The following is a 12,460-nucleotide window of genomic DNA, read 5'->3' as shown; positions in this document are numbered from 1 at the left end:
GAAGGCTGCGATCTTTTGATCTTGAAAAAATCAACATCAAAAGATCGCAGCCTTCGGCAGCTCCTACAGGGATCAAAGGTGCTCTTGCGCCCACTCGCGAACCTGCGCGTAGGGGTATTCTTCCAACGCAGCAAAACCCGGTATCGCCCGCGCCTTGAGTTTGGTGAACAACGGCACGCTGATTCCGCACAGGAACCGCGTCAGGCGTTCGGCCGATGGAATACGCCCTGTTTGCTGCTCATGCCTGTGGATAAATTCACCACACAGCTTCGCGAAGTTTTTATCCACAAGCGGCGGCAATGGCGGCGGCTCCGGCAACCGCGCGATCTGGCCGTGACATACCGAACAATGGCCACAACGCTCGGGGGCATTGTGGTCACCGAAATACTCGGCCAGGCGATAACCCAGGCAGCGTTCGGTGGCGAACACCTCAAGCATGGCGTGAATCCGCGCCACTTCAGTCTGTTCGTGGCGGGTGAAATACTCGTGCAGCTCAGCGCTCAGGGCATCGCTGGCGAAATCACTGTGCAGCAGGCTGTAGACCTCGGTCATCTGCTTGCTCTCCAGCTCGACCCAGCCCTTTTCCTGAAAGTAATCCAGCGCTGTCACCACGCGATTGCGCTCGGCGGAATACTGCGAATACATCGCCTCGAAATCTACTGTGGCCCAGGTGCGTGCTCGCGTGGACGTCCTGATGATCGCCGCAACGAAATCCCTGCGCTCGCCTTCGAAGCGCTGGAGCAATGCTTCAGGCTCAAGCAGATATTTGAAGCGGTATTCAGCGTAATAAGCGTAGCGCGGCGCGATCAGGCCTCGCAGTTCCAGCTGCACCAGCAAAGTCTTCAACGGCAACGAGCGAATGTTGCTCTGATCCGCCAATGGCCCAAGCAAAAACTCCCATTGTCCGTCCGGCACTGAGGCTTTGAGCTCTTCGAGCACATAATGAATCCCGTCGCGTTCGGGCGTATCACCGTAGACGAAGTTTTCCAGCACATTGAGGCTGTCGCGGTTGGCCAGTACCAGGCAGTCGGAGGGCTGCCCGTCACGCCCGGCGCGGCCGATTTCCTGGCTGTAGTTTTCGATGGATTTGGGCAGATCGAAATGCACCACGTTGCGGATGTCGCTCTTGTCGATGCCCATGCCGAAGGCAATGGTGGCGACAATGCAATTGGACTGCCCGGCCATGAAGCGGCGTTGAATGTCTTCACGCTGATCGTGGGGCAAACCTGCGTGGTATGCCTCGGCCTGGATTCCGTTGCGTTGAAGATGCTCGGCGATGTGCTCGGCGGTCTTCTGCAACGTCACGTAGACAATGCTCGGTTGCCCGGGACGCTCGGTCATCCATTCGACCAGACGCCGGCGTTTGTCCTGACCGCGTACAGGCTCGACCAGCAAATTGAGGTTGGGCCGATAGAAACCAGTGGTCACTACATCGTCCGGAGCGATGGCGAATTTGGCCTGCATGTCGGCGATGACTTTTGGTGTCGCCGTGGCGGTGAGCAGCAAAGCCTGCGGAATGTTGAACTGACGCTGGTAGTCGGGGAGTTTCAGATAGTCCGGCCGGAAGTTGTGGCCCCATTCGGAAATGCAGTGCGCCTCGTCGACCACCAGCAACGAGATCGGCACCTGCTGCAGGAAATTGCGGAAGCGCTCGTTCTTCAAGCGCTCGACGGAGATCATCAGAATTTTCAGCTCGCCCGAACGCGCACGGGCCATGACGTCGTTGGCATCCTCGCGGCTCTGCGCCGAATCGATACTGCCTGCCGAGATGCCGCGGGACTTGAGAAACGCCAGTTGATCCTGCATCAACGCCAGCAACGGCGAGACCACCAATGTCAGGTGTGGCAGTAAAAGTGCCGGCAGTTGGTAGCAAAGCGATTTGCCGGAGCCGGTGGGAAAGATCGCCGCCGCGGATCGCCCCGCCAGCACCGCGCTGACAGCGGCCTCCTGACCGGGGCGAAACTGTGGATAACCAAAAACCTGTTCCAGGGTGTGGTGCATTTGCTGTCACTCCTTTGACTGCTGCCATGCCCAAAGCCTAGCGGGCGATTGCAGCGAGTCGAGAAAAGGTCGGGGTTGAATCAATACTGAATGATACATGGGAAGCGAAAACCAAGCGTTTAACAATCGAAGCGTCTCGACATACTTTCGAAAAGCTCAGCTACATATATATAACAAACTTCACATTACAAACACAGATACAACAGCGCCCTTTATTTTTTACACCACCTAAAACTAACTTGGCTGCTCTTATACATATGCAAGAGCAACGAAATGACAACTTTAACAATATTTTTCTGCGGCACCGGCTCCAACAAATTTGATGACAAACATAAAAGCTTCTGGGACGGCGAAATCGTTTCTACGCTCGCTGCACACCACAGCGGACGCGAATTTGCCGAGTGGATCGTCGTCGATGGCCCTGGCAGCGGCAATATGCAAGCCGACGACCTGTTCACCAAGACCTCTGAATACGGCCTGTCCGGCACGCTGTTCGGCAAAGGCTGGGATGAAAACGTGCAGCACGCTGTGAACATTATCAAAGGCAAATGCGACTGGCAGCGTAAACAACTGACCGAGTTAGAATATAACCGTCTGAAAGCCGCAGGCATTCCTATTGAAGATGTGAAAGTGGAAGGCTCCTGGTTCTGGCGCCAGTATAACTATGGCGATCGGAGTATCACGCAACAGAAGTTGCAGGAACAGATCATCAAGACTTTCCGCAAGAACGGCGTTATTCCTGCGCGAGTCAATCTGGTCGGCTGGAGCCGTGGCGGTATCAGTTGCCACATGCTCGCCAATGCGATGTTCCAGGACGCTGCACTCAAACATATTCCGGTGAATATATTTGCGATTGATCCAGTCCCGGGCATCGGCAACTTCCAGGAAAACCGCGTCAAACTTCAATCCAACGTCAAGGAATACATCGCCTTCTATGCCCGCGACGAGCGCTCAAAAGGCTTCAGCTGCGTGATCCCGCAAACCGCTACCGGCACCAAAACCTCGATCTATCCAATGGCCGGTCGCCACGCCACCCTCGCCGGCAACGCCACGGCCCTCGGCGGCGATCCCACCAACAGCAGCGACCTCAATGCGCTGATCGAGCCCGGCCGCATCGTTCGCCATCTGGCGGAAATCTGCCTCAAGCGTTGGGGCGTGCCACTGAGCAAAACGCTCAATCTGAGCGATGCCGACCTGCTGCGCTTCACCGGCACCATCGTCAGCGACGAAGCCCGCTACAAGAAGATGCACAGCCAGTCCTACACCTATTTCACCGAACAGGACAAAGGCGAGCGCTATGTCTCGCTGGGCAGCAAAGGCGTGCCGTTCTCGGCAGTCAAAGGCACGATCTACCGGCCGGCAACAGGACTGACCACAAGCCTGCTGGATATTTCTGGCTACCAACATTTGCGTTGAAAAGCGTTTAAGAATCGGTAGCAACGTCTGGCGAATTGTTCGTCCCGTTCCTACTTCACGCAATGCCTTGTCGGCTATCGCGAGCGGGTGGTGCGAACCTATAGTCGTGGGTGTCGCTGCTTTGGCAGCGACACCCACATCACCCACGCCCTGTACCTGCTGACACAGGACGGCTGGGACCTGCTGCAAGTCAGATGCCCCCGGCCAAGTAACAAACGAAACATCATCGCTGCACACGCCGTGTCCAGCACCAGGAGTCAAAATTTGCAAACTACTATTGATTGCGTACGATGGGAGCCATTACTCAGCGAAGGGCTCGCATTTATGGCCAGCACTGAAATCATCGATCACAGCGCCCTCGTTCGCTTGGTCGAAAACGGTTCTGTGAGCGGCACAATTATCGTCGCGAAACCAGGAGGCTGGTCGGTCGAGATTCGGCAAGGCAGCCGCAAATGCGCGCTGACAGCACAACGCAGTGGTCAGGTGCGCCTGTTCAAGAGGCTGGAGACGCTTGTGACCTATCTGCAGGGCTTGGGCATCAGCCAATTCAACGTGGATGCCTCCGGCTATGACCCGCTGCAACTGAAAACCTACGCCAGGCCTGATCGCTCTGAAGCGTTGAAACAAGCCCATGAAGCGGCCGCTTATGAGGAATGGTTCAAGCGACAGGTGCAGATCAGCATCGATGATCCAAGGCCAAGTATCAGCGATGAAGATGCTCGCCGAATATTCGCCGCCAAGCGTGATGCCCTGCGTCAACGAGGGCGCTGATGAGGTTGGTCTGGCGCCCGGAAGCGCTTGCTGACCGAGACCGGATAATGGACCGAATCGGTCAGGACAACCCAGACGCTGCTGCGGATCTCGATGAAATGTTCGAATCAAAAGGGGAAATAGCAAGACAGCGCCCAACCTTGTACCGAAAGGGCAGGGTCCTCGGAACACGTGAAATCGTTGCGGCCGCCAACTACGTCATCGTCTACGCAATCAAAAAAGATCGGGTGGAAGTGCTGCGTGTCATGCATGCACGGCAGCAATGGCCTTAATTAGAGGATCATGTTGCAGTACTGTTGAGTGGCATTACTCTGGCCGTATCAGGCCAAAAATGAATGAATACTGCTACATGGCAAGTGACGAACCGCCGTTGAGATGAGCTTACCCAAATCTTCGCCCATGAAAAAACCGCCCCAAAGGGCGGTTTTTTATTCACTGCAAACTACTACTTACAACTTCGGCCCAGCCGCCTTGATCGCGTCGCTCACTTCGAACTTCTTGAAGTTCTCGATGAACAGACCGGCCAGTGCTTTCGCTGCCTCGTCGTACGCCGCCTTGTCAGCCCAGGTGTTGCGTGGGTTGAGCAGGTTGGTGTCGACGCCTGGTACGGCCAGAGGCACGTCGAGGTTGATGGTGTCCAGGTGCTCGGTGGCAGCACCGATCAGAGCGCCGCTCTGGATCGCTGCGATCACCGCGCGGGTGGTCGGGATGTTGAAGCGTTGGCCGACGCCGTAGCCGCCGCCGGTCCAGCCGGTGTTGACCAAGTAGACCTTGGAGCCGAAGCCGCGGATGCGCTTGATCAGCAGTTCTGCGTATTCGCCAGCCGGACGCGGGAAGAACGGTGCGCCGAAGCAGGTGGAGAAGGTCGACTTGATGCCGCTGCCCGAACCCATTTCAGTCGAGCCCACCAGTGCGGTGTAGCCGGAAAGGAAGTGGTAGGCCGCTTGCTCTTCGTTGAGGATCGACACTGGCGGCAGTACGCCGGTCAGGTCGCAGGTCAGGAAGATCACCGCGTTTGGCTCGCCACCCAGGTTCTTCTCGGAACGCTTGGCAACGTGCTCCAGCGGGTAGGCGGCGCGGCTGTTCTGGGTCAGGCTGACATCGGCATAATCGGCGTGCTTGGCGTCGTCGATGACGACGTTTTCCAGCACCGCGCCGTGCTTGATGGCTTTCCAGATAACCGGCTCGTTCTTCTCGGAGAGGTCGATGCACTTGGCATAGCAACCGCCTTCGATGTTGAACACCACGCCTTCGCCCCAGCCGTGTTCGTCGTCACCGATCAGGTAACGGCTTTCGTCGGCCGACAGGGTGGTTTTACCGGTGCCCGACAGACCGAAGAACAGGGTCACGTCACCGTCTTCGCCGATGTTGGCAGCGCAGTGCATTGGCAGCACGTCAGCGGCCGGCAGCAGGAAGTTCTGCACCGAGAACATGGCTTTCTTCATCTCGCCGGCGTAACGCATGCCAGCGATCAGCACTTTCTTCTGCGCGAAGTTGATGATCACGCAACCGTCGGAGTTGGTGCCGTCACGCTCAGGCACGCACTCGAAGTTGGCAACGTTGAGCACTTGCCATTCTTCACGGCCAGCCGGGTTGTACTGGGCCGGGTTGATGAACAGGCAACGACCGAACAGGTTCTGCCAGGCAGTCTGTGTGGTCATTTTCACGGCCAGGTAGTGATCTTCCGCCGCGCCTACATGCACGTGGGAAACGAAGTGCTCTTGCGCGTTGTTGAAGGCCTCGACGCGAGCCCACAGGGCATCGAACTTGTCGGCCGGGAACTTGCGGTTGATCGGGCCCCAGGCGATAGCGGCCTGGGTGGAAGGCTCTTCAACGATGAAACGGTCGACTGGCGAGCGGCCGGTGCGGTGACCGGTGCGAACAACCAGAGCGCCGGTATCGGCAAGCTCGCCTTCACCGCGATTCAGGGCTTCTTTTACCAGATCATCAACACTCAGATCGGTGTACACGGCGTTATTGGCTTGCGTCATGAGGTTCCCCGTCGGCCAGTGGCCGAGTGTGCTCCAAACGTTTTGTAGTAGAAAGTCGTGCACTACTACCGCGAAAAAAGTGGGCCGGATTATGCCAGAAAAGCCCAAAAAGAGTAGGGTCCTCCCGTCGTAACGGCGATATTCCGTCATTCCGCAGTGAATTTACCTGCGCTGAACCGTTTTAGTGACGGGTATCTGACGGCGTATCGACGCCCGCGCCAGCGAACAATTGAGCAATATCGGCTGCGTCAAACAGGTACTGCTGATTGCAGAACTGGCAATCGATCTCGACTTTGCCGCCCTGCTCGGCGGCCAGCGCCAGCGCATCTTCCAGCCCAAGACTGACCAGCGCATTGCCGGAGCGTTCCCGCGAGCAGCTGCAACTGAAGCGCAGATGCTGCACATCAAACAGACGTACCTGCTCTTCGTGGTACAGGCGATGCAGCACGGTTTCGTTGTCGAGGCTGAGCAATTCATCGGCGCTCAGAGTGCTGGCCAACGCGGTGAGATGCTGCCAGCTGGCGGCGCGGTCCTCGTCGTCTTTCAAGCGATCGGCGGGGAGTTGTTGCAGCAACATGCCACGGGCACGACGACCGTCGGCGAAGAGCTTGAAGCGGGTGCCGACCTGTTGCGACATGACGAAATAGTTGGTGAAACAGTCCGACAGGGTTTCGCCGTCAAGATCAACAATGCCCTGATAGCGCTGACCAACAGTCGGGTCGACGGTCAGGGCCAGAACGCCGTTCGGCATCAAGTCGGCAAGGGTCGCGTCAACCGCGATCTGCTCGGCGTCGTAACGCGCCAGGCCACGGATTTCGCGCTCGCTGGAGCACTCGATCATCAGCAGCGGAATCGGCCCTTCCGAACGCGCCTGCAAAATCAGCAAGCCATCGAACTTGAGCGTGCCGACCAGTAACGACGCGGCCGCCATCAGTTCGCCGAGCAACTGCGCGACCGGCTCCGGGTACGGGTGTTTGGCGAGGACTTCGGCGTAGCTGCGCTCCAGCGCTACCAGTTCGCCGCGAGTGTCGCTGTCATCGAAGATGAAGCGTTGAGTGAAATCGGTATCCGCTAGATCGGTCATAGGTCTGGGTATCTGAATGTGATGACAAAATGGTTACAAAACGTGAAAATTTGCGCTTGCTGGCACTTTTTTTGGTGCCGGCGCTTTTTCGCCATGGGAGGCATTTTATGAACAATCCGGGTTTGTTCCAATCAAGGTGGAACCTCGGCCGGCTGGTTCTGTGTAACGTAGTGCCGCTGGCGCTACTGGCTTTCTGGTTATGGCCTACCGGTCAGATGCTGTGTGTGATTTTCGACGAGTGGCTGTTCCGCTCGTTGAATGCGCCGCTGGCCAGCAACCCGATATGGCTCCACATCTGGGCAATTGCAAGTCTGCGCCCGTTCGACATCGTCGTCGGACTGATTCTGCTGACGCTGCTGATCAAGGGCGACTGGGTTTTCAGGGCGATCGACGTGCGTCGCGCGTTCTTCGGTTTTTTCTCGATCCTGCTGCTGATGGTGGTGATCCGCGCGCTGTTTTCCAAATTCGCCGATCACATGGGCTGGCAGCACAGCAGCCCGTCAATGGTGCTTGAGGGCGCCGTGCACATCAGCGATTACTTTCCGCATCTGGAAAAAACCTGGGAGCTGAAGGACCGTTCCGGCCAGAGTTTCCCCGGTGATCATGCCTCAGTGTTGTTGATCTGGGCGTTGTTCATGGGCGTGTTCAGCCGCACCGTCGGACAATTTCTAACGGTCTGGGGTCTGGCCGTGTTGTTCATGTTGCCGCGTCTGGTGGCAGGCGCGCATTGGGGTCAGGACGACTACATCGGTGGTGTGCTGCTGGCGGTATGGGCGTTGGGCTGGGGTTACTACACGCCGTTTGCCTATCACGCGTCGAACTCCTGGTTGAAGCTGACCGCGCCGGTTTTCGCGCTGTTGGGCAAGCTGCCGATGGTGTCGCGGATGAGTGTGGTGCGTAGCGCCTGATACCGCGTCGTACTCGATTCGCGAGCAGGCTCGCTGCCACAGACGACTCGATCGAATGTGGGAGCGAGCCTGCTCGCGAAGAGGCCGGCACAATGTTTCAATCTTCGTTGCTGCTACCGCGAAACTTGAACAGATCCCGCCGCTGTTTCTTGCTCGGTTTGCCATCGGTGCTCACGCCCAACGAGCCCGCCTTGCGCATCGCCGCAGCTGCTTCACGCTTGGCAATACTCGCTTCGGTCTCGGCATACAAGGTCTGCGCCTCGGGCGCGCCGCGCCGCACGATCGACAATGCCTCGACCCTCACCGTGCGCACTTCGAAGCCAGTGCGAATCTCGAACTCATCACCAATGCGCGGCTCCTTGCCCGGTTTGCAGCGCTCGCCACGACAATGAACCTTGCCGCTTTCGATTGCTGCTTTGGCCAGAGCACGCGTCTTGTAGAAACGCGCCGCCCATAACCACTTATCGAGACGGACCTTGTCGTCCTCCTCCTGCTTCTGTCCCATATGAATTCCTCGCTCAGCCAGTAGTCGGAACTGTACTACCGTTTCTGTCGGGCGCAAGAACTCGGCCCTCCAGATTGACTGTGATCTTCGCCGCCCGACCGGCCTGGAGTGACCGCGTGACTAAATTTCCAACTTCGTTGACCTCACCTAGGGGCGGTTGCCAGGGCTGCCAGCAAAGCGAACCGCTGGATTTCGATTTTGCCTTCGCCTACCAGCCGATTGTCGACCTGCGCGATCAATCGGTATTTGCCCACGAAGCGCTGGTCCGAGGCGTGTCAGGGGAAGGTGCACTGTCGGTGTTAAATCAGGTTACAGAAGACAACCGCTACCGTTTCGACCAGCTCTGCCGGACCCGCGCCATCGAAGGTGCGGCCAGCCTTAATATGCAGACACACTTGTCGATCAACTTTTTGCCCAACGCCGTCTACCGTCCAGAGCTATGCATTCGCAGCACACTGGAGGCCGCACGCAAACACAACTTTCCGATCGACCGACTGATTTTCGAAACTCTGGAAATCGAGCACGTAGATAATTATCGCCATTTGACCAATATTCTGCGTGAATACCGCGAATTCGGCTTCAAGACCGCCATCGACGATTTTGGTGCCGGCTATTCGGGGCTCAATCTGTTGGCTGATTTCCAACCGGATCTGATCAAACTCGACATGGCGCTGATCCGCGATGTTGACCAGGACCGTGTCCGTCAGGTGATCGTTCGGGGGATTGTCACAATGTGTGCGGAGTTGGACGTTACAGTCATTGCCGAAGGCATAGAAAGCACCGGGGAACGGGATTTCCTCGCGGACTGTGGAATTTTCCTGATGCAGGGCTACTGGTTCGCCAGACCTGCATTCAAAGCGTTGGCCCAGGTGCCGGACGGGGCCTGGAAGCGTTAACCCTTGGTTTTTTTCTTTGAAGACATTTGATCATTTGACCGTTGTCGGTCTGCGCGAGTGGGTGGCGCTCCCGGGTTTGGGAGTTGCGGGCCTGCGCGCAAAAATCGACACCGGCGCCAGCACCTCCAGCCTGCACGCCACCGACATCGAGCCTTTCGAACGCGACGGCGAGAAATGGGTGCGCTTCACTGCGCATCTCGGCACGGTGGTGCAGTTGCGTCACCGGCGCTGCGAAGCGCCGCTGGTCACGCGCAAAACCATCAAGAGCTCCAACGGCCATGCGCAGGTGCGCTATGTGATCAGCACCACGCTGGCCCTGGGTGATCGGGTCTGGCCGGTGGAGTTCACTCTGGCCTGCCGCAAGTCCATGCGCTATCGCCTGCTGCTCGGTTCCAAAGCCCTGATCGATGGCCAGTTGGTGGTCAATCCGGGCATCAAATATGTACAAGACAAGCCGGTGTTCCCGGTATCTACCTCCTCCACAGGTGTTGCATGAAGATCGCTGTGCTGTCGCGTAATCCGCGTCTGTATTCCACCCGCCGTCTGGTCGAAGCCGGAATCGAGCGCGGGCATGAAATGGTGGTGATCGACACCTTGCGCGCCTACATGAATATTGCCAGCCACAAGCCGCAGATCCATTACCGCGGCAAACCGCTGGAAGGTTTTGACGCGGTGATCCCACGGATCGGCGCATCGGTGACGTTCTACGGCTGCGCGGTGTTGCGGCAGTTCGAAATGATGGGCGTGTTCCCGCTCAACGAGTCGGTGGCAATTGCCCGCTCGCGGGACAAATTGCGTTCGCTGCAGCTGCTGTCGCGGCGCGGCATCGGTTTGCCGGTCACCGGTTTTGCCCACTCGCCGGACGATATTCCCGACCTGATCGCCATGGTCAACGGCGCACCGCTGGTGATCAAGGTACTCGAAGGCACTCAGGGCATCGGCGTGGTGCTGTGCGAAACCGCGACGGCGGCAGAGTCGGTGATCGAAGCGTTCATGGGCCTGAAGCAGAACATCATGGTTCAGGAATACATCAAGGAAGCCGGCGGCGCGGATATCCGCTGCTTCGTGGTCGGCGACAAGGTGATCGCCGCAATGAAGCGCCAGGCCAAACCGGGCGAGTTTCGCTCCAACCTGCATCGCGGTGGCAGCGCCAGCCTGATTAAGATCACCCCGGAAGAACGCATGACCGCGTTACGCGCTGCCAAGGTCATGGGCCTGGCGGTGGCGGGTGTGGATATCCTGCGCTCCAATCACGGTCCGCTGGTGATGGAAGTGAATTCGTCGCCGGGACTGGAAGGCATCGAGACCACCACTGGCAAGAATGTCGCCGGAATCATCATCGAGCATCTGGAAAAGAATGGCGGGCCGAATATGACTCGCACCAAGGGCAAAGGTTAACCCAGAGATATTCGGCGGCTGGAAAGCCGCCTTCGCGAGCAGGCTCGCTCCCACAGTTGATCGCATTCCAAAATGTGGGAGCGAGCCTGCTCGCGAAGGGGCCATCCGCCCTCTTGAAGATCTCAGCACTTAAACAGCATCACGCGGCAACATCAACCCCAACGGCAATCTCACCCGCGCCTCCAGTCCACCCCCGGACCGGTTGCGCAATTCGACATTGCCGCCATGCATCGCCGCAATCCTTTTCACGATCGCCAGCCCCAGCCCGGTGCCTTTGCCACCGCGAGCCCGATCACCTCGGGTAAACGGGTTGAAGATCGCTTCAAGCTCGGACGGATCAATACCCGCGCCACGGTCCATAACGCTAAGGACCACATACGGCGCGCTGGTATCTCCCGACACATAAGCCGCGACTTCAACACCCGTGCCGGCATGGTTCAAGGCATTGCCGATCAGGTTGTTGAGCAGGCGTTTCATCGACACCCGACGCAGCGGAAACGGCTGGATCGGTTCCAGGCGCAGGCGCACTTTCTCTTCGTTCTGGTTGTATGGCGCGGCGACTTCGCGCACCAGATCGCTGAGGTCGACCTCTTCCACCGACTCGTCACGACCGTCGCGAATGAACGCGAGGAACTGGTCGAGAATCGCGTCCATGTCCTCGATGTCGCGGACCATGTCGTCGGTGAGGTCGGTGTGATCGCCCATCAGTTCCAGCGACAGGCGCAAGCGCGTCAGCGGTGTGCGCAAGTCGTGGGAAACCCCCGCCAGCATCAGCTCCCGCTCACGTCCGGCCTGTTCGACGTCCTCGGCCATCTGGTTGAAGGCGCGATAAACCTCGGTCATTTCGCTCGGCGTATCACTGATCGGCAGACGTACGCTGCGGCCCTGGCCGAGTTGCCGCGCGGCATACACCAGGCGCTTCAACGGCTGGTTGAGCTGGCTGACGAAAATCCATGCCGACGCCGTAGAAAGCAGGCCGATGGCGAGGAACCAGCCGAGCACGTTCCAGATCTTCTGGCCGCGCAGCGGGTGCGGATACAACGGCACTTTCAGCCAGCCATCGCCCAGGCTCGGTGCCCTCACCCACAATGCCGGCGGCGAGTGCATGCGCAAACGCACCTCGGTGTCGGCACCCAGTTCCGCCTGCATCTGACGTTGGTAGATTTCGCTGTACGGCCAGTGCTGTTCGCCTTCCGGCACACCGGCGCCGACCACACGAATCAGGGTCGCGGCATCGGCAATTTTTGCGCGGTTCTCTTCGTCGGCGGCCCAATAGGCGCGCAGCGTCAGAGCGACGCCATGGCTGTATTGGCGATCCACCAGCACGTCCTCGTTCATCAACAGATAAACCAGGGTCAGCGCCTTGGAAAACAGCACGACGATCAGCACCAGCCAGAGGGTGCGGGAGAAAAAACTTTGGGGGAACCAGACGGGGGTTTTCATCTTTAACCGCTACACACTTGCAGGAGCGAGCAATGCTCGCATATTGC

At 58.2% G+C, this 12,460-nt stretch carries 12 protein-coding genes; 7 read left to right on the top strand and 5 right to left on the bottom strand.

The window, feature by feature from the left end; all coding sequences use genetic code 11:
- Nucleotides 1–72: 72 nt before the first annotated feature.
- On the bottom strand, nt 73–2,001 hold the full coding sequence (locus tag NF676_RS01795; protein WP_252877247.1) for a RecQ family ATP-dependent DNA helicase: 1,929 nt from the start codon (nt 1,999–2,001) through the stop codon (nt 73–75).
- A 273-nt stretch (nt 2,002–2,274) separates the two neighbouring features.
- Here NF676_RS01795 and NF676_RS01790 point away from each other — a divergent pair, with 273 nt between their 5' ends.
- From NF676_RS01790 to NF676_RS01780, 3 genes are all read left to right on the top strand, one after another.
- Complete coding sequence (locus NF676_RS01790) at nt 2,275–3,417, top strand: lipase family protein (RefSeq protein WP_252887128.1); 1,143 nt, start codon at nt 2,275–2,277, stop codon at nt 3,415–3,417.
- 324 nt (nt 3,418–3,741) lie between these two features.
- Nucleotides 3,742–4,188, top strand: coding sequence for an antitoxin PaaA2 family protein (locus NF676_RS01785; protein WP_056787116.1), 447 nt, complete (start codon nt 3,742–3,744; stop codon nt 4,186–4,188).
- Nucleotides 4,188–4,460 carry a type II toxin-antitoxin system RelE/ParE family toxin gene (locus tag NF676_RS01780; protein ID WP_056787114.1) on the top strand — a complete coding sequence of 91 codons (273 nt, stop codon included), beginning with the start codon at nt 4,188–4,190 and terminating at the stop codon, nt 4,458–4,460. The genes NF676_RS01785 and NF676_RS01780 overlap by 1 nt, the downstream gene beginning before the upstream one ends.
- A gap of 177 nt (nt 4,461–4,637) precedes the next feature.
- Here the strand turns inward: NF676_RS01780 and NF676_RS01775 are convergent, their stop codons facing one another.
- Nucleotides 4,638–6,179: a phosphoenolpyruvate carboxykinase gene (locus NF676_RS01775; RefSeq protein ID WP_016772179.1), complete on the bottom strand. Its 1,542-nt coding sequence runs from the start codon at nt 6,177–6,179 to the stop codon at nt 4,638–4,640.
- 181 nt (nt 6,180–6,360) lie between these two features.
- On the bottom strand, nt 6,361–7,263 hold the full coding sequence (gene hslO, locus NF676_RS01770) for an Hsp33 family molecular chaperone HslO (RefSeq protein ID WP_041477481.1): 903 nt from the start codon (nt 7,261–7,263) through the stop codon (nt 6,361–6,363).
- A gap of 107 nt (nt 7,264–7,370) precedes the next feature.
- On the opposite strand from hslO, the gene NF676_RS01765 reads away from it, so the two are divergent.
- On the top strand, nt 7,371–8,171 hold the full coding sequence (locus tag NF676_RS01765) for a phosphatase PAP2 family protein (protein ID WP_150637918.1): 801 nt from the start codon (nt 7,371–7,373) through the stop codon (nt 8,169–8,171).
- A gap of 97 nt (nt 8,172–8,268) precedes the next feature.
- Here NF676_RS01765 and NF676_RS01760 read toward each other — a convergent pair whose 3' ends face one another.
- Complete coding sequence (locus tag NF676_RS01760; RefSeq protein ID WP_039756436.1) at nt 8,269–8,676, bottom strand: RNA-binding S4 domain-containing protein; 408 nt, start codon at nt 8,674–8,676, stop codon at nt 8,269–8,271.
- A gap of 116 nt (nt 8,677–8,792) precedes the next feature.
- Here NF676_RS01760 and rimA point away from each other — a divergent pair, with 116 nt between their 5' ends.
- Genes rimA through rimK form a run of 3 tightly spaced genes read left to right on the top strand, consistent with a single transcriptional unit; the run spans nt 8,793 to nt 10,970 of the window.
- On the top strand, nt 8,793–9,572 hold the full coding sequence (gene rimA, locus NF676_RS01755; RefSeq protein ID WP_252878149.1) for a S6 modification regulatory phosphodiesterase RimA: 780 nt from the start codon (nt 8,793–8,795) through the stop codon (nt 9,570–9,572).
- 16 nt (nt 9,573–9,588) lie between these two features.
- Nucleotides 9,589–10,068: a retropepsin-like aspartic endopeptidase RimB gene (gene rimB, locus NF676_RS01750; protein WP_016772184.1), complete on the top strand. Its 480-nt coding sequence runs from the start codon at nt 9,589–9,591 to the stop codon at nt 10,066–10,068.
- Entirely contained in the window at nt 10,065–10,970 is a 906-nt protein-coding gene (rimK, locus tag NF676_RS01745; protein WP_024011184.1) for a 30S ribosomal protein S6--L-glutamate ligase, read from the top strand. Before rimB ends, rimK begins: the two co-directional genes overlap by 4 nt.
- A 129-nt stretch (nt 10,971–11,099) precedes the next feature.
- Here rimK and NF676_RS01740 read toward each other — a convergent pair whose 3' ends face one another.
- Complete coding sequence (locus NF676_RS01740; RefSeq protein ID WP_016770645.1) at nt 11,100–12,413, bottom strand: ATP-binding protein; 1,314 nt, start codon at nt 12,411–12,413, stop codon at nt 11,100–11,102.
- Between the last annotated feature and the right edge of the window lie 47 nt (nt 12,414–12,460).

Source organism: Pseudomonas siliginis, assembly GCF_024072275.1.
In the GTDB taxonomy this organism is placed as follows: domain Bacteria; phylum Pseudomonadota; class Gammaproteobacteria; order Pseudomonadales; family Pseudomonadaceae; genus Aquipseudomonas; species Aquipseudomonas siliginis.
The sequence above is the reverse complement of the archived record's forward strand: the minus strand, read 5'-3'. Positions and strand labels throughout refer to the sequence as shown.